This window comes from Allomuricauda sp. CP2A, from assembly GCF_001683915.1.
Taxonomy (GTDB): domain Bacteria; phylum Bacteroidota; class Bacteroidia; order Flavobacteriales; family Flavobacteriaceae; genus Flagellimonas.
On record NZ_LXTT01000142.1, the window covers coordinates 1 to 18216 of the forward strand.

An 18216-nucleotide genomic window follows, 5' to 3' on the forward strand; every position below is an offset into this window, starting at 1 on the left:
AGATACTTAGGTTAATTCAAAATCCAACATCCATTTATTTTTATTCGTAAAGAAAAAGGGCCTGTATCGATTTTGATACAGGCCCTTTCCCAGAAATAGTGCGACTGTATCATTCCCAATTGGGAACAATAATGACCACACCGTTGACTAGGATATCTCTTTTCATAAGTCAATGTTACAAAAAAATAAACGTAAGTGCTACCTTAAAATTGAAAAACTTTAAAGCAATTTAAAGGAAAGTGCATCCCCAAGTTTTTTTTGGGCCAAAACACAAATGGCGGCTTCGGATAGTTGCAATATTCTGGGATATCCCCCCGTAGTCTGCCCATCCTTCATCAAGATAATCAAACGTCCTGCCGGGGTAAGCTGCACCGTTCCGGGCAAAGTACCTGAGGTGAGCATGGAATGGGTATGTCCTGAGATAAGTTCCGTGAGCTGGTAGGCCATTCGGTCGTTTGCCTTGGAAACCGTAAAGTCTTTTGAGAAAATTTCAGTTAATTGCTTGTCTGACAAAAGCGAAAATTCAGGGCCCTTGAATACTTCCAACTCATCGGTGAGAAAATGGTCCTCAATCTTTACTTCAGAGATCAACGGCTCGTATGAAGCTGTTTCCTTATAGGGGATTTCATCGCCATCCTTGATCCGCTTTTTCTTGGTCACCGGGAAGTATTGGGAGCGACTTCCAAGTACTTTTTCTGTTTGAAAGCCCCCTTTTATGGCCAAATATGCCCTAAATCCATTTTTTAATTTGCCGAAAGACAAAATGTCTCCTTTGGAAACTTGGACCACCTGATGGTTTTCAATGGCTTTATCATTCAATTTGGCCTCAAGATGTGCACCGGAAAGACTAATGGCTGTGGGTTCCTCAAATTGCAGTTTTGGTCCCATCATGGTAATCTCCAAAACGGCATCGTAAGGGTCGTTTTCCAATAAAAGGTTTGCTTTTTTAACGGATTCCACATCCATGGCTCCTGAAATGGGAACACCAATATCCCTGTGGCCAAAACGGCCCAAGTCTTGAATGGTGGCAAAAAAACCTGCTTTTAGCACCTTAAGCATCCAACAACACTTTTTCTGGTTTATAAATTCCCACTTCGCCTTCAATCTTGTGCAGATCATACTCGGCCTTGGATATTTTTTGAAACTGTATCTTGTCCCCCACTTTCACAAAACAGGGGTCTTCCAAGCTAGGATTGAACAAAGGTATGGGGCAATTGCCGATAATGTTCCAGCCCCCTGGGGAATCTTGCGGATACACCCCGGTCTGTTTTCCTGCCAGTCCAACAGAACCCTTGGCCACTTGCAGGCGTGGTTCTGCACGTCTAGGGATTTCCAATGACTCGGGAAGTCCTCCCAAATACATGAATCCAGGCAAAAATCCTATTCCATATACAATATATTGATAGGACGTATGCTGTTTGATGAGTTCATCAACGGACAAATTCAAGGTTTTGGAAACTTCATCCATATCAATTCCAAACTCAGGGTCATAACATACGGGAATTCGCCATAAATGTTGAACCCGTTTGGTCTTGGAAGCTGCTTGTTTTGCATGACAGTCAAGAACGATTCTCTTCATGTCATCAAAATCCAGATGCTCATCATTGCACACCATGGTGAGGGAGTTGTAGGCAACTGACATTTCCCATCCGGGAAGTTTCAATTCCTTGAAAGCATCCATAAAATCAAGAATATCTGCCAAAATGGACACCTCCACCTTGCAGGGCCATTCCACTAGGACGGCCCGTTCACCAAAGGGTTTGATGCTAATGGGGTAACTTCTCACTTTTGTAATTGCACCTGATGTTTGGATAATTCTTGGGAAAGATACATTAATATTTTCAATGCAGAAGGGGTATCACCATGTATGCAAAGGGTTTTTGCCTCAATTTTGACCAACTCTCCCGTTACGGCCATAACATTGCCTTCTTTAATAATGGGAAGAATATGTTCCAATACTTTTTTAGGGTCTTGGATGAGGGCATTGTCCAACTTTCGGTTCACTAAACTCAAATCACTGTTATAGTTTCTGTCACCAAAGGCCTCATACCATATAGCAAAACCTTGGTCAAGGGCCACGTCGGCAATCACTGAACCAAATGGCACATACAGTAGCACCCTGTTTTTATACGGATGGATGACCTCTAAATACGTTTCTGCCAAATCCCTGTCCTTTGCAGTTTTGTTGTACAATGCTCCATGTGCTTTGATATGATGTAATTCTGCATGTTCATTCTCCAAAATAGCTTCAAGGGTTTTCATCTGCTCCTCAATGCTTTGTTGCAACTCCTGCTTTGAAATATCCATGACCTGCCTCCCAAAATTCTCTCGGTCTGGATATGATGGGTGCGCCCCTATTTTAACATTATGTTTCTTGGCCAATCTAACAATGTGAGTCATGGTGTCAACATCACCGGCGTGTCCACCACAGGCTATATTGCATGAACTGATCAAAGGAAATAGCTCCGTTTCGTTGCCCACGCCTTCACCCACATCACAATTAATATCTATGGTCCAATTTGCCATCAGTATACACCCATTACTTTGAGAATGCTTTTAATGCCCAAGAAAATAGAAAATCCCACAATGGCAAATCCAAGAATGTTTTGAACCAGCGTATTCCCATGTTCGCCCATCACGGTTTTCTTGTTCACTATCCAAAGTAATAAAATAGCCATGATTGGCAATAGCAATCCATTGGCTACTTGGGCAAACTGTATAACTTCAATGGGGGTGATGTCAAACGACAAAAAGAACACACCACACAACAGCACAAAGGTCCAGACCATCTTAAATCTTTTGTCTTCCATGTTTCCACCCCAATCAAAACAACTACTGGCCACAAATGCAGCTGCCAGCGGTGCCGTTATTGCCGAAGTGATCCCAGCGGCCAACAAACCGATGGCCATAAAATACACCGCCATTTTTCCAAAGAGCGGTTCCAATCCCTTTGCCATATCCAAGGCATTGTTAATATGGTCTATGGGTGCGGATGCCGCCGTGACCAATATGGCCATGGATACCAATCCACCCAAGGCGATGGAAATTATGGTATCCCATTTTACCGTTTTCAGTTCGCTACTCGATTTCCATTTCTGTTTCACCAAGGATGCATGTAAAAACAGGTTGTAGGGCACCACTGTGGTACCCACCAAAGCGATGACCGTAAAAAGTCCACCTTCTGGCATGGTGGGCACAAAAGCCCCTTTTAAAATATCATAAATGGAAGGTTTGGTCATTAGGGCACAGATAAGGAAGCTCACTCCCATAATCCCGACAAGTCCAACAAAAACCCGTTCCAAAATCTTATAGCTGCTGAACCACAATAACACAAAAATGAAAATCCCGACGATAGCTGGATAAAACGACACTATTTGTGCGCTGGGAAAGAGCTGTTCCAAACCCAAAGTAGCCCCGCCAATATTCCCGGCTTCGTAGGCTGCATTTCCAATAAGAATGGCCGAAAGAACAACAATGACCACGAACCTTCTGGCCCATGGCTTTTTCAGTTCGTCCCTCACCACATCCACAAGCCCGGTCTGTGCAATGACCCCAATTCGGCCCGCCATACCCTGAAGCACAATGGTTGCCAGTACGGATACCAACAAGGCCCAAATTAAAGCATACCCAAACCGTGCTCCGGCAAGGGTGCACATGGTAAGGGTGCCAGGACCTACAAAGGCCGCGGCCACCAATACTCCTGGACCTATTTTTTTGAACATATCTTTGGTTGGTTTTAGGGTTTGAATTTAAGGGGATATTGGGATAAATACGGCTTTTCAATCAAAAAAATGCATTTCGTCTAAAAGTGGAATGTTTTACATCGAATTTTTATACGAATTTGAAAAAACAAAAGTTATAATAATCCCAAATCATACGTAGACCTAAACTTGACAAACACTTATGACATGTAAGGATTGTGAGAAAAGTATTGGACATCAGCAATATAAAGAATCCATGGACTCTTTGGGTGTTCAACTTTGCGAAAGACATACCCGACTTATCAAAAAAGTCATTTTAGATAACAATACCCCCCTTGAGGCAGTCCATTTATTTTATGCACTGAAAGAAGCCGGTGCTTATCCGATGTTGGAATGGTGGGATGGAAAAAAATCCGTGGATATTGCCATTTCAAGAGTAAAACTCAATATTGAAATTGATAAGGACTACAACATGATCACGCATGAACAGGCCATAAGCGACCTGGAAGATGCCATGCACTCCTTTAAAAATGGATTTACAACCGTGAGGATACCCCATTTGGCCGTAAAGTACTATTTAGAAGATACGGTCCAGAACATTTTGGGCATCATCTCTGGACTAAAGGCCAATATCAAGGCCATTTAATTACTAAACTGCAATCGCTTGTCCAGTTTGGTTTCCTTGTATTCCAAAATATTGATGATAACAGCGTCTTCCCCTATGTTTTCAAGATCGTTGACATAGTTTTTTCCCCTGTTCTCAAAGTATTCGGTATCCCCGGAATCCAGTTTGATCATATCTATTTTCCCATTGCCGTAGCGGGTAAGCAGCAAGCCACCGGTGGTACAGACCCAACCGTAGTTGGTGTTGTGCTTTCTAAAAGGGATGCGCTCACCTGGAATCAAGCATAATTCCCAAAGTTTGACACTTTCATTTTCAAAAACCAATCGATCACTCAACGATTGCGTAATTTCATGATGCAGCAACTCATCAATCATCTCCTGCTCCCACGGATCAAAATTCCCCGCAGGATTCAATTCAACACATTGCATTTCGTAAAAATTATAAAAACGGGGGCAAAAGTATCAGATATTACAACATTAATACATTGATTTGTAATGTTTAACGATTTTTTTGCACTTCTTGTCTTTTTATGCAATCGATTTCCATTTTTTATTCAAAAAAACCGAGGAGTTCACATTTTATCCATAATGGAATCACCCCAACCACCCCTCACGGTCCAAACTACGATATTGGATGGCCTCCGAAATATGGCTGGTACTGATCTCCGCAACATTTTCCAAATCTGCAATGGTTCTGGAGACTTTTAAGATGCGGTCATAGGCCCTAGCGGAAAGATTCAATCGTTGCATGGCATTCTTAAGCAACGTCTTAGAGTCTTCATCCAACGGACAAAACTTGCGTATCAATTTGGTGCCCATTTGTGCGTTGTAATGGAGACCCTCCAACTCCATGAAACGATCTGCCTGAATTTTCCGGGCGGATATCACCCGCTGCCGAATTAGGGCACTGTCTTCCCCTTTTCGTTCATCTGATAATTTTTCAAAAGGAACTGGCGTCACCTCAATATGAATGTCAATCCTATCCAGCAGCGGACCAGAAATCTTGCCCAAATACCGTTGCATTTCTGCTGGTGAAGAGGTCAACGGAGCATCAGGGTCGTTAAAGTAGCCACTGGGACTGGGGTTCATGCTGGCCACCAACATAAAACTGCTCGGATACGTTACCGTGTATTGGGCTCTTGCAATGGTGACTTCCCGATCTTCCATGGGTTGTCGCATTACTTCCAGAACCCGACGTTCAAACTCAGGAAGCTCATCCAAGAACAACACCCCATTATGTGACAGGGAAATTTCTCCCGGCTGCGGGTAACTCCCCCCACCCACCAAAGCCGCCGCACTAATGGTATGGTGAGGATTCCGAAAAGGCCGTTGGCTCATCAACCCCTTATTTTTGACCTTGCCCACCACACTGTGGATTTTTGTGGTTTCCAAAGCCTCGTGCAGGGTCATAGGTGGCAAAATGGAGGGCAAACGCTTGGCCAACATCGTTTTTCCTGCGCCGGGAGGGCCAATTAAAATTATATTGTGCCCGCCTGCCGCCGCTATTTCCATACAACGTTTTATACTTTCTTGCCCCCTGACATCAGAAAAGTCAAACTCTGGATGGCCCGAATGCCCGTTGAACTCCTCTTGGGTATCCACTTGGGTTTCAACCAAAGGTTTTCCTGAATCAAAAAAGTCGATGACCTCTTTGATGTTTTCCACTCCATATACTTTAAAATCCTCCACTACTGCGGCTTCTTGGGCATTCTCCTTGGGAAGAATGAATCCCTTAAACCCCTCTTCCTTAGCTTTTATAGCGATAGGTAGGGCGCCTTTTATAGGTTGAAGGCTTCCATCGAGCGACAATTCGCCCATGATCAAATAATCTTCAATCTCATCGGAATTAATTTGATTGGATGCGGCCAATATGCCCAATGCCAAGGTGAGGTCGTATGCGGAGCCTTCCTTGCGCAAATCTGCCGGGGCCATGTTGATGGTAATCTTTTTGCCGGGAATTTTGTATCCAATATTTTGAAGTGCGGCTGCAATGCGAAAGTTGCTCTCCTTGATTGCATTATCTGGGAGACCTACCAAATGATAACCAACTCCCTTATCCACATTTACCTCGACCACCACAGTGGTGGCATCAATGCCAAAAACGGCACTTCCATAAACTTTTATGAGCATTTAGCGTCTTTTCTTGTTAAACGAGCACGAAAAATAAACGATCTCATTCAACAACCGGTGCTCTTTTGACGGATACCGGGTTTCCATTTATGGAAGCCCATTTAGGAGCAATATACCTTATTTATTGTTTGGTTGAAAGGTCAACACAGATTCAGCATTTTCTTGGATCTCATCCTTGTTCATCATCATTTTTCGGAATTTTCCTTGGACATAAAGTTCCGCTTGATCTTTGTAATGCTTGCTGAAAGGATTGCCCGATTGCCCCGTTGGCAATATGCTAATACTGTTCTCTATGTCTGAAAAATCGATGATGCGACGCGTGGATGGGCCCGAATTTACTTTGTAATATCCTGTACTGTCATACGGAAAAGCCATATTGTTGATGACCTCCCGGGTTCCACTTACAGGAAATGGTCCCACGTTAAAATACTTTCGCAAGGATTCTACTTGGCCAATGGGATGCTCATGTTCCAGCGTATGCACCTTGTCCCAAGTCCACTGGTTTGGGTCGGGGCCAAAATCTTCCACCAAGGATTTCCATGCATCATCAAAAGATTTCAAAACAATATCCTGTCTTGTTTCCACTTTATCTTCAGTATGGGTATTGTCCCACCACTTTCCGTGCTCCATTTTGGCGCCCCATGCAATTTGCCTTTTGAAGAGATGGGTGGCCAAAAACTGATTGAACATTTCGGTACCCAGTTCATCCTCCATGGCGTTTTTGGCCACAAAATATTCACACCGATGGTACAAGGTTGGATTAGTGCTTTTCAGTGAATAATGTCCATCCCAATTTTCCAGTGAATCCACCTGCACCAATTGCTCATTGGACAGTTGGGTTACATCAAAAAGCTTGATGAGTTCAGTAATCAATAAAGGATTAACGGAAGAAGTTACATCCAATATCATCTCTGAGGCCGACTCCTTGTCCCAATCGTTCTTCGCTTCCAATAACTGAACAATACGTTTGGCCCTGTTCTCCGGTAAATAATATCCGGGATAGAGCATGCCCGCAATGGAATCGGGTTGGTTATTGGCGGAATACACGTAGTTCCATGGTGGATTTATGGCACTGGGGTTTTCGGAAAAATCCAGAAAACGTAGCGGCTCTTCTTTTCCCGAAGCACCATCCAAAATGAATTTGGTGGATAAACTGTCCGGCATTTGGTACAATTTGGCCGTGGCCCACCAAGCTACATTTCCTTCCGCATCACCATACATGACATTTAGACCAGGCGCATGAATCTTGGGCAGGGCACTTTTAAATCCATCAATATTGGTGGCATGACAGAGTCCATGAAGTCCATCCATGACCTCATTTTTTTCCTTGGTATAGATCCAAGACATGGCCACGGGACGTTCTCCAGAAATCTGGTCTGCTATGTGGTTCAATACTGGGCCGTGCTGGGTTTTGGAATAGGTGAATTCAACATCCTCCCCATCTTTTACCTTGATGGTCTTGGTCACATATTCGAAATTCTTCCAGCCCTCAGCGGTTTTGTATTGTGTACTATCCGAAGGATTGACTTCCTCAAAATAGAAATCGACATCGTCATTCTCGAACATCGTAAGCCCATAAGCCAGATTTCTATCGTGGCCCAACAACGGAAATGGAACCCCTGCCAAATGATACCCGTATTTTTCATAGGTTGGGGTACTCACATGGGCCTCATACCAAACCGAAGGTTGCGCAAAACCAATATGGGGATCGTTGGCCAAAATCACCTTTCCGCTCTTGGTCTTATCTGGGCCAATCACCCAACTATTGCTCCCTATGAATTGGGGTATGGGCAATTTGTCCAGGGCTGCGGTTACATTAGTGGCTATGTTTGCCGCCAAGGAATCGACTTTTTGTTTTTCATAATTTTTAATCCAAACGGTGGAGGTATCCGAATTTATGGCCAGGTCGTTCATATATTCCTCTCCCAACTTATCCCGCATACTGGTCAACAAAGGGTCGGTTTTGTGTGCCATGGCAAAACTGAAGGCCATATAACCCACGGCATTGTACACATCCTCTAGGGTAAATGGTTCCTTTTCCAATCCGGTAAGGTAAAACTCGATTGGGGTAGGTCCTTTTTCAATGAATTGGTTGATTCCGTCCAAATACGCTTGGGAAAGCATGGCCATATCGCTTTGCACATCCAAATTGGCAACCGTTTTGGCGGTATGGTCATCAATGCCCAAGGAAAGAAAGAACTTGTCGGTTTTAACCAAATCCTGTCCGAAGACTTCGGAAAGCTGTCCTTTGGCCACCCTGCGCAATAACTCCATCTGCCACAATCGGTCTTGGGCATGCACATAGCCCAATGCCTTCAAGGCATCTATTTCAGATTCAGCGTAAATATGTGGAATTCCGTAAGGGTCAAAATACACTTTGACCTCACTTTGTAGCCCAGCCAAGGTCTTGTTTCCTGAATAATCGGGCTTTAGGGTATTGAAAAAAACAAAAACGCCTATAACCATAAGCAGCACAAGACCTGCCAGCACCAAAAGTACTTTTTTAAGTTTTTTCACAAGTTTTGAGGTAAGTCAATTGGTCCCTAAGGTAAACTATTTTCACAAATCGAAGGAAAAAAACACGTTGAAAAACCAACTCATTTATTCATGGAAAGTTGATGGTTCTCCAAACCAGACTTAAGCCATTCCTCATAGGTTTCCACATCAACATATTGAACGGCATCATTCAAGATTTCCAGGTTTGGTGAGAGAAGCACGTAGTAGGGTTGCGAAGCGGCATTAAAATTCACTGTTTGGAAAGTGCCCCATTTCTGACCGATGGTCTCAATGGATTTTATCCTACCGGAATCGAACTTAAAATCAAATTTTTCAGTTTCTGGGAGTTCCTTGCGGTCATCCACATACAACGAAATGAGCACATACTCATCTTTCAATATGGGATAAATACTGGAATGGCTCCACACATTTTCCTCCATTTTTCTACAGTTGACGCAGGCCCATCCCGTAAAATCGAGCAAAATAGGTTTGTTGACTTCTTTGGCATAGGCGACACCTTCCCCAAAATCCTTGAAGCAATCCAATCCAAGAGGGCAATCACTTTCTTTCTGGACAACACTGTAAAAATCCGGTGGAGGAAATCCGCTCAACAGTTTCAATGGGGTCACATTCAACACCCCTAGAATCAAGTATGCTGAAAATGCCAGACTCAAAACCCCAAAAAGTTTTCGGGTTGATGAAAGTTTCTTTTTTGGGCCGTCATGTGGAAATCTGAAAATGCCGAACAGATACAAGGTCATCAAAACAAAGAGTACGATCCAAATCCCCAAGAATATTTCCCGCTTGAATATGCCCCAATTTCCCACCAAATCAGCATTGGAAAGGAACTTGAAGGCAAGAGCGAGTTCCAAGAAGCCCAACACTACTTTTACGGTGGTCATCCATCCGCCCGATTTGGGCAAGGAATTCAACCATGTCGGAAACAGGGCAAACATGGCAAATGGCAAAGCCAGAGCCAGTCCAAAGCCCACCATCCCCATGGTCAAGTTGGTGGCCACATTCCCTTCGGCCAAGGTTGTACTTCCCAAAAGTCCTCCCAAAATGGGCCCTGTGCAGGAAAAAGAGACAATGGCCAGGGTCAAGGCCATAAAAAAGATGCCCAAGCCGCCTCCTACTTTTGAGGATGCGGAATCCATTTTATTGGCCCACGAACTGGGCAGGGTCAGCTCAAAATACCCGAAAAAGGAAAAGGCAAAGACCACAAAAATGACAAAGAAAAACACGTTGAGCCAGATATTGGTGGCAATGGTGTTCAGAATCTGCGAGTCCACCGAATTGAACAAATGGAACGGCAAACTCAACAAGAAATAAATCAATACAATAAAAAACCCGTACAGCACCGCATTGGCAATCCCTTTGGATTTCTGCTGGGTCTGTTTGGTGAAAAAAGATACGGTCAACGGAATCATGGGAAACACACAAGGCGTCAGCAACGCAATAAGTCCGCCCAAGAAACCGAGTCCAAATATCATCCATAGGTTTGATTTTCCTTCGGAATCGGTTAATCCCCCTTGGTTCAAGAGATTTTTGTTCTTTAAATCCAAACGCAGGGATTCGCCAATGGCCACACTTTTTTCATCGAGTTGTTTTTGGGTTTCCACAAAGGCATTTCCATCCAAGGAAATTTGAAAAAGGTAATCTTTGGGAATACAGACTTCCTTACAAATCTGATAAAACAGGTTCACGGAAACCTGCCGTACATCAGGGTTTAGCAGCTTGATTTTCTGGGTAAAGATGGCCTCTTTTTTAAAAAAAGTCTCCTCCACCTCAAAAATATCACTGTACTCCTTTATGGTTTCGCTCTCTTCAGTTTTTCCAATGAGTTCGTAGTCTTCCCCTGCTTTTTCAAAGGTGAACTCGCTGGGAAGGGAACCTCCCTCCGCCGTATACTGGGAGTATACGTGCCAGCCATCCATGATCTTCCCCTTAAAGATCAGCTCATATTCGGTATCGGAAATTTTGTTGACCTCGTGGCTCCATACCGCAGGATTGGCTTCGGTTTGGGAATAGATATAAAAAGGGATTACCAAGAATCCTAAAAGGGGGACTAGAAATCTCATGCAACAAATGTAATCTTTATAATAGTTTGGGTTGATTTATCAACCTTAAAACGTTTATCCGCTCTTCGGCCCACTACCCAAACAATTTTGTCGTTGGAGCAAAGCAGCCATTGTTTCTCCTTGGAAAATACGTCTATCTTTTCATCTTTGAAAAACTTGGACAGTTTTTTTCCGCCTTTCATCCCGTAGGGATAAAAATAGTCGCCTTTTTGCCAATTCCTTAACACTAAAGGAAAGTTTAACTTTTCCTTATCTAAATAAATGGTGTTGGGGCCTGGCTTTTCAACGGCTTCAACCTTTTCCATTTGTAGTTTGATGGGGGACTTCAACATGGTCTTCTTGTTATGGACAGGATATGTGTGATCACCGCTGCTTTTGATTTCGGAAAGCAGTAGATATTCCCTGTCCTTTAACAATCTATGGGTCTTGGACCTTACTTCCTTACCACTCATGGCACCCAACAATCCTTTGACATCATCCCATTCAGTAAAGCCATATTCCTTGAAAAGTCCATATAGATAGGCTTCAATGGGGTGCAATTTTTTTAAAGGTTCAATGGCAACTCTAATGACATCCCCGTCATCTGCAAACAAAATGGATTTGATCTCATGGAGGTGGTTCCGCACCAAAATGTTTGTGTCCTGCAAATGATGCTGGGTTTTTTTGAAATTTTCCGGAAAGCTTGGGTGCAACTCCTTTAATTTGGGAACAATCTCCAACCGGATTTTGTTCCGAAGGTATTTTTTGTCCGAGTTGCTGCTGTCTTCCCGCCATTGCAATTTTTCCCGCTTTGCATAGTCCAAAATGTTTTTTTGGGAAAAATCAAGCAAAGGCCGAACCACTTTCCCATTTTGAACCGGAATCCCTGAAAGGCCATCAATACCCGTCCCTCGGGATAAATTAATGAGAAAGGTCTCCAAACTATCATCGGCATGATGGGCCGTGAGCAGATACTCAAAACCTTTGGTTCCCAATAATTCATCAAACCATTCATAACGTAGTTCCCGAGCCGCCATTTGGATGGAACCTCGATTTTGGTCTGCAAATTTCTTGGTGTTGAACGATTTTACTTTCACCTTAACACCCAACTCCTTGGCCAAATTCCGCACAAAACTTTCATCACCATCACTTTCCGAACCCCGTAAATGAAAATTACAATGGGCCAAAGTAACATCCAATCCAGTTTGGACAGAAAGATGGGCCAAAACCACACTGTCCACTCCCCCACTACAGGCCACCAGCAATCTGCTTTTCTCCAGAAAAGGTAAGTTGGTTTTTAAATGTGCTTTGAACTGTGGCAGCATCCTACAAAATTACGAATAATCATCCGCCTGTTTCCAAAACACTGCGCATGGCTTTGGCCTTCAACAAACATTCCTGGTATTCCCGCTCAGGATCCGATTTGGCCGTGATGGCACTCCCCACCGAAAAAGAAACATAGTTTTTGTTTGCATTGTAGAGAATACTGCGTATCACTACATTAAAATCGAAATTGCCCTTTGGGTCAAAATAGCCCAAGGCCCCACTGTAGAGCCCTCGTTTGGTCTCCTCCAATTCTTCGATGATTTTCATGGCCGAAATCTTGGGAGCTCCGGTCATACTGCCCATGGGAAACGTTTCTTCAATAAGCTCCACCGGGTTTTTAGCTGTTGGGATTTGGGCCAGCACTGTGGAAATTAGTTGGTGTACCTGCTTGTAGGTATAAACTTCGCAGAGTTCCTCAACCCGAACACTACCCTTCAGTGCACTTTTGGAAAGGTCGTTCCGTACCAAATCCGTGATCATGATGTTTTCGGCCCGCTCCTTTTCATCTTGGGCAAGTTGTTCTTTCAGAAAATGGTCTTCGGTTTCATTTTCATCCCTCCGGGCCGTGCCCTTAATGGGCTGTGAGATTAGGGTTGTTCCTTCCTTTCTCAGGTATCTTTCTGGAGAGGCGCACATCAAATACTTGTCATTTAACCGCATAAAGGCGGCAAAGGGTGGCTCTGAAATGGCATTCAAGCGCTTATAGGTTTCCCATGGGTCTATGGACACGTCCTCGGCATAGAATTCCTGACAGAAATTGGCCTCGTAAACATCCCCCCTGTGAATATGCTCCAGAAGTTTGTTGGTCTTTTCAAAATAGGCATCCTTGTGAATCCGCATTTTGATTTTAATGGGGTTATGGACCTCATTGTTTTCTTCCAAATCCATCATCGTACTGATCTGGGTATGATCGCCATCAATGTCATCGGCACAATCATCCAAATACAAGAAATGGAGTTTTTCTCCGTTACACTTAATAATCTTGGCGGGCTGAAAAAAATGGAGCACGGGAAAGTCCAATCCATCCAAATTTTGGGAAGTCAAATCTTCCAGCTCGTTTTTTAAGTCATAGGAAAAGAAACCGAACAGCCAATCCTGGTTTTTTCCAACAAAGTTTTTCAGTTGATTCAATGAATCAAAAGACACTGACTTACCGGTCTGTTCTCCGACGGCCATCAAAAAATCAAATGAGCTGTATTTGGAGATATGCTCATTGCCATCCAACCACAAAACTTTCTGAAATGTCCTTGACCATTCCAAGAGTGCTCTTTTATAAGCAAACGGATTTGAGATTGTAAAAGAGCGATGTTGTCGCAAGTGGTGCTTACTTTAGTGTGTCCAAAAAAGTGGCCAAGGCAGATGCATGCTCTTCTTTGAGTGCATCATTTTTAATGTCTTCCGCTGCAAAATTATCATGGAATGAAGGCAGGGAAAATGTTGCGACGATCTCGCCGCCAAATCGTGGCAAGAGGTTCTGGGTCACTTCAAAAGCACCTTTTGCCCCGCGTTTTCCACCGGAGGTGGACATGAGAAACACTTTTGTTCCCTCCAAAAACTTTCGGTCCAAACGAGAAAGCCAATCCAACAGATTTTTAAAATATGCGGATGGATTGCCATTGTGCTCATTCACGGACAGAACAAGCCCATCAGCTTTTTGGATATCATCTTTTAGTTCCACCAAGGAATTGGAATATCCTTTTTGCTTTTCATCATCCTCACTGTACATGGGGAAAGGGTACCGCGTCATATTCAGGAGCTGAAAATCATGGTTTTCCAGCAAAGAAGTTGTGTATTGTACGAGTCTGTAATTAATAGAAGTTGAAGAATTGCTTCCGGCAAATGCCAAAATTGCAGCCATATAGAAAAAAGTTTAATTGTTTCGCTAAAATACCTTAATTGATGCTTAGATGCGAGTATTTTGTATAATTTTGGCCCTGAAAGCATCCAAACACACTGTTAAGCAGGTATATAGGGTACTGATTATTACATGAAGCCAAAAACCAACAGACTGTTCTTTATTGATGCCATGCGGGCATGGGCCATCTTGATGATGCTCCAAGGGCACTTCATTGATGGGCTTTTGGACCCTGTTTTTAGGGATCCTGAAAATCCTGTCTTCAATGTTTGGTACTATTTTAGAGGAATTACCGCACCGGTCTTCTTCACCGTTTCCGGATTTATTTTTACATATCTGCTGATTCGTGTACCCCAAAAAGGATTTGATAATCCAAGGGTGAACAAAGGTATTCGTCGTGGCCTACAATTGTTGTTGATCGGGTATTTATTGCGCTCAAACTTTTGGGGACTTTTCATCAAAGGAGAAATCTATAGCTCCTTTTATTTGGTGGATGTGCTTCACTGCATTGGGCTTTCCATTTTGGCCTTGGTCGGTGTGTATTTGTTGACCATCAACCTAAAAAAGTATCTTTTCCCCTTACTGCTTGTTGGAATTACCGTTGTGCTTTTCTTGTTTGAGCCGCTGTACAAACAATGGTCGTTTTCATTTTTGCCCAACGCAATTGCCAACTACCTAACCAAGGCCAACGGGTCTGTCTTCACTATAATTCCCTGGTTGGGCTATGCTACATTCGGGGCTTTTGTTTCAGTGATGTTCACTCGATTTAAAGATTTTAAGCACTTGTACCCTGTCGCCATTTCCATTGCCTTGTTGGCCGGCTTTATATTGATTTACATATCCTCCCCCGTTTTTATTTTTCTTTATGATTGGACGGGAGTGGAACTCTTCTATTTAATTCAGGATAACAACTATCTTTTCATTAGGCTTGGCAACGTTTTCATCGTCTTTGCTGTTTTTATGCTGCTGCGGAAATTCATGACCAACAAAACGGTTCTGCAACTAGGGGCCAGCACGCTTTCCATTTATGTAATCCATTTCATTATTCTATATGGAAGTTTTACCGGGTTGGGGCTCTATCGTTTTTTCAATAACTCACTAACACCTAGTGTGGCCATACCGGGCGCTTTGTTGTTTATGGTGGCCTGTTCGTATTTGGCCTTGACATACCATAAGCGTGAATCTGAAATTAAGTCCCAGATTTCCCAAGTGTTTACTGTGGCCAAATTCCAATTGATTGACTTCAAGGACGCATCAATTCCTGTCCTTAGAGAGCTTATCTCTCGATTAAGGTTAGTGCTCAGAAGGGTTTTTAGAACGGTTCGAAGCTAAAAATTCATCCACAAAAAAGAGGCTGTCTAAAAAGTCAATTTTCGTCAACCTGAACTTGTTTCAGGTTCTCATAATGATTTGTTTATCAGTATAATGAGATTCTGAAATAAATTCAGAATGACGTGTTTCAATACTTTTTAGACACCCTCTTCATTTATAAACCAATTCTTTCTAGTTTATCTGTATTTATGCATGAATAGCCCTTTCTGCGGTAGCTGCCAACGCGGCTTCTTTCACCGCCTCGGCATAGGTGGGATGGGCATGGCTCATTCGGGCAATATCCTCAGCGGAAGCCCTGAACTCCATAGCAGTTACCCCTTCGGCAATCAAATCGGCACAACGCGCCCCGATCATGTGTACGCCAAGGACTTCATCGGTCTTTTTATCAGCCAAGATTTTCACAAAGCCATCCAAGTCCATACTGGCTCTAGCTCTACCCAAAGCTCGCATGGAAAATTGACCTACTTTGTATTCAACCCCAGCTTCCTTAAGCTCTTCCTCCGTTTTTCCAACAGCGGCAACTTCGGGCCAGGTATACACAACGCCGGGAATAAGGTTGTAGTCGATATGAGGTTTTTGACCGGCCAAGATTTCAGCGACCATGGTTCCTTCTTCTTCGGCCTTATGGGCCAACATGGCGCCTTTGACCACATCGCCAATGGCATAAATGTTGGAAACATTGGTTTGTAGGTGGTCGTTCACCGCTACCCTGCCCCTGTCATCCAACTTAATTCCGGCGGCTTCGGCATTCAATCCATCCGTATAGGGTCTTCTTCCCACGGAAACTAAACAATAGTCTCCAGTGAAGGTCACTTCTTCACCTTTCTTGTCGTCGGCCTTTACAATGACCTCATCACCTTTTCGCTCAACCGATTTTACTTTATGGGATAGGTTGAACTTCATTTTTTGTTTCTTCAACACCTTCATCAACTCTTTGGAAAGTGCACCGTCCATTCCTGGAATAATGCGGTCCATAAACTCCACCACGGTAACTTCTGCTCCCAGACGCTTGTAGACCTGACCTAATTCCAGGCCAATGACACCGCCTCCAATAACAATCATGTGCTTGGGCACCTCCTTGAGCTTTAGAGCTTCTGTTGAAGTTATGATGCGCTCTTTGTCCAGTTTGATAAAGGGTAAGGTGGACGGTTTGGATCCAGTGGCGATGATGATATTTTTCGCTTCGATGGTCTCCGTTTTGCCATCTTCCTTCTCAATGTTGATGTGTGTGGCATCCTTAAAGCTTCCCAATCCGTGGTGTACATCGATTTTGTTCTTGTTCATCAAAAACTCGATGCCCTTGGTATTTTGGTCCACCACATCTTGCTTGCGGGCGATCATCTGCTTCAAATTTACTTTTACCTCTCCGGGAATATCTATTCCATGTTCCTCGAAATGCTTTATGGCGTCTTCATAATGGTGTGAAGAGTCCAGCAACGCTTTAGAAGGAATACAGCCCACGTTAAGGCAAGTTCCTCCCAAAGTGGCATATTTTTCAATTATTGCAGTCTTCATTCCCAATTGGGCACACCGAATTGCCGCTACATAGCCTCCAGGTCCGGAGCCGATAACGGCCACATCGTATTGATTCATGTTGTATGGTTTGTAAGGATAATTTTTTTACTGTTTTGTCTGAAAACGGCAGTAAAAATACGAATGTTTTTCGGGAAAGTGCCACTAAATTGGTGCCAATGGAAACTTATTGGCTCCGTACCACCCCAACCAAAGTCCGGCCAACAGCGAAAGGTGCAGCCCTGCCTCAAACCATAAGGGGCCACCCCATTGCGCACAAAGTGCTACCACCGATAACTTACCGATAACAAAGAGTGAAATCAGAAAATGTGGCCAATTGTTGTCCCGTACAACAATCAAAGAGGCAATAAACCCAGAAAAAACGGCGGAAATAAGCATAGCCACGGTACCCAAGACCAAGTCAAAATTTGAAGAAGTGCAGAATTCTATTCCATTGAACAGGACATCTTTGGAAAGCGTGGCGTACAGTTGCAAGCAAAGTCCTCCAATTACCGTTGCCAATGCGGTAAGAAAAATACGTGTACGCAGTTTCATGACGTAAAATGACGTTTTTTGATGATTGTTTGTTACTTAACACTAACAAATTAGCCATCTCTGGCTTGGCGAAACATCATTTTAACACAGCTTTAGGTTAAATTTTGCTAAATATGGACAGAGGGGCGGTTCTTGACTTCACTGATCACAAAGGAACTTTGAGTGTTCCCAATATTGCTGATGGCCGTAAGTTTGGTCACCATAAATTCCCTGTAGCTTTTCATATCCTTCACATTAATCTTTAGGATGTAATCGTAGTCGCCACCCACATGAAAGCATTCTGACACCTCTTCCAGCTTCAGTACCTCCCGTTCAAATTTCAAGACATTTTCCTTGGTGTGTTGCACCAATCGAATTTGACAGAGAACTGAAAAATCGCGCTGTACCTTTTCCTTGTCCACCAAGGCCACGTAATCGGTGATGATTCCCGTGCGCTCCAATCTTCTAATGCGTTCATATACAGCAGTTTTCGACAATTGCAATTGGTCCGCATAGTATTTTGTGGTCTTTTTGCAGTCCTTCTGCAATAGTTGTATCAGTTGTTTGTCCAAGGCATCCATGACGAATTTTCTATTTTGTTAGACAGGAAACAATAAAAATTGAATTAAATTCTATATTTATATAT

General features: G+C 43.3%; 16 protein-coding genes. 2 read left to right on the plus strand and 14 right to left on the minus strand.

Annotated elements, in window-relative coordinates; all coding sequences use genetic code 11:
• Positions 1-219: 219 nt before the first annotated feature.
• The 4 genes from A7D14_RS16970 to A7D14_RS16985 are packed head-to-tail and all read right to left on the minus strand — an operon-like array spanning position 220 to position 3722.
• Positions 220-1059, minus strand: a complete 840-nt coding sequence (locus A7D14_RS16970) for a biotin-dependent carboxyltransferase family protein (RefSeq protein WP_067037293.1) — start codon at positions 1057-1059, stop codon at positions 220-222.
• Positions 1052-1786, minus strand: coding sequence for a 5-oxoprolinase subunit PxpB (gene pxpB / locus A7D14_RS16975; protein ID WP_067037295.1), 735 nt, complete (start codon positions 1784-1786; stop codon positions 1052-1054). Before pxpB ends, A7D14_RS16970 begins: the two co-directional genes overlap by 8 nt.
• Positions 1783-2526, minus strand: a complete 744-nt coding sequence (gene pxpA, locus A7D14_RS16980; protein ID WP_067037297.1) for a 5-oxoprolinase subunit PxpA — start codon at positions 2524-2526, stop codon at positions 1783-1785. Before pxpA ends, pxpB begins: the two co-directional genes overlap by 4 nt.
• The gene (locus A7D14_RS16985) at positions 2526-3722 is read right to left on the minus strand and encodes an Nramp family divalent metal transporter (RefSeq protein WP_067037298.1); all 1197 of its coding nucleotides are present in this window, start codon (positions 3720-3722) and stop codon (positions 2526-2528) included. The genes pxpA and A7D14_RS16985 overlap by 1 nt, the downstream gene beginning before the upstream one ends.
• Before the next feature lie 181 nt (positions 3723-3903).
• On the opposite strand from A7D14_RS16985, the gene A7D14_RS16990 reads away from it, so the two are divergent.
• Complete coding sequence (locus A7D14_RS16990) at positions 3904-4347, plus strand: hypothetical protein (protein ID WP_067037301.1); 444 nt, start codon at positions 3904-3906, stop codon at positions 4345-4347.
• Here the strand turns inward: A7D14_RS16990 and A7D14_RS16995 are convergent.
• The 7 genes from A7D14_RS16995 to A7D14_RS17025 form a co-directional block, all read right to left on the minus strand.
• Positions 4344-4754, minus strand: a complete 411-nt coding sequence (locus A7D14_RS16995; protein WP_067037303.1) for a hypothetical protein — start codon at positions 4752-4754, stop codon at positions 4344-4346. The genes A7D14_RS16990 and A7D14_RS16995 overlap by 4 nt on opposite strands.
• A gap of 165 nt (positions 4755-4919) precedes the next feature.
• Positions 4920-6455 carry a YifB family Mg chelatase-like AAA ATPase gene (locus tag A7D14_RS17000; protein WP_067037305.1) on the minus strand — a complete coding sequence of 512 codons (1536 nt, stop codon included), beginning with the start codon at positions 6453-6455 and terminating at the stop codon, positions 4920-4922.
• A 117-nt stretch (positions 6456-6572) separates the two neighbouring features.
• Positions 6573-8972 (minus strand): penicillin acylase family protein, encoded by a 2400-nt coding sequence (locus tag A7D14_RS17005; RefSeq protein ID WP_067037308.1) that lies wholly within the window; start codon positions 8970-8972, stop codon positions 6573-6575.
• Between the two features lie 80 nt (positions 8973-9052).
• Complete coding sequence (locus A7D14_RS17010; RefSeq protein ID WP_067037310.1) at positions 9053-11032, minus strand: protein-disulfide reductase DsbD family protein; 1980 nt, start codon at positions 11030-11032, stop codon at positions 9053-9055.
• On the minus strand, positions 11029-12336 hold the full coding sequence (tilS, locus tag A7D14_RS17015) for a tRNA lysidine(34) synthetase TilS (RefSeq protein ID WP_067037313.1): 1308 nt from the start codon (positions 12334-12336) through the stop codon (positions 11029-11031). Before tilS ends, A7D14_RS17010 begins: the two co-directional genes overlap by 4 nt.
• Positions 12337-12355: 19 nt before the next feature.
• Positions 12356-13597: an anthranilate synthase component I family protein gene (locus A7D14_RS17020; RefSeq protein ID WP_255307484.1), complete on the minus strand. Its 1242-nt coding sequence runs from the start codon at positions 13595-13597 to the stop codon at positions 12356-12358.
• A 64-nt stretch (positions 13598-13661) separates the two neighbouring features.
• Positions 13662-14195, minus strand: coding sequence for an NADPH-dependent FMN reductase (locus tag A7D14_RS17025; protein ID WP_067037317.1), 534 nt, complete (start codon positions 14193-14195; stop codon positions 13662-13664).
• A 129-nt stretch (positions 14196-14324) separates the two neighbouring features.
• Between A7D14_RS17025 and A7D14_RS17030 the strand changes: the two genes are divergently transcribed.
• Positions 14325-15524, plus strand: a complete 1200-nt coding sequence (locus A7D14_RS17030) for an acyltransferase family protein (protein ID WP_067037319.1) — start codon at positions 14325-14327, stop codon at positions 15522-15524.
• A 186-nt stretch (positions 15525-15710) separates the two neighbouring features.
• Here the strand turns inward: A7D14_RS17030 and lpdA are convergent, their stop codons facing one another.
• The 3 genes from lpdA to A7D14_RS17045 form a co-directional block, all read right to left on the minus strand.
• Positions 15711-17117, minus strand: coding sequence for a dihydrolipoyl dehydrogenase (lpdA, locus tag A7D14_RS17035; protein ID WP_067037320.1), 1407 nt, complete (start codon positions 17115-17117; stop codon positions 15711-15713).
• 84 nt (positions 17118-17201) lie between these two features.
• Positions 17202-17591 (minus strand): hypothetical protein, encoded by a 390-nt coding sequence (locus A7D14_RS17040; protein WP_067037322.1) that lies wholly within the window; start codon positions 17589-17591, stop codon positions 17202-17204.
• A gap of 107 nt (positions 17592-17698) precedes the next feature.
• A complete protein-coding gene (locus tag A7D14_RS17045) occupies positions 17699-18151 on the minus strand; it encodes an Lrp/AsnC family transcriptional regulator (RefSeq protein ID WP_067037324.1) in 453 nt (150 codons plus the stop codon).
• Positions 18152-18216 lie beyond the last annotated feature (65 nt).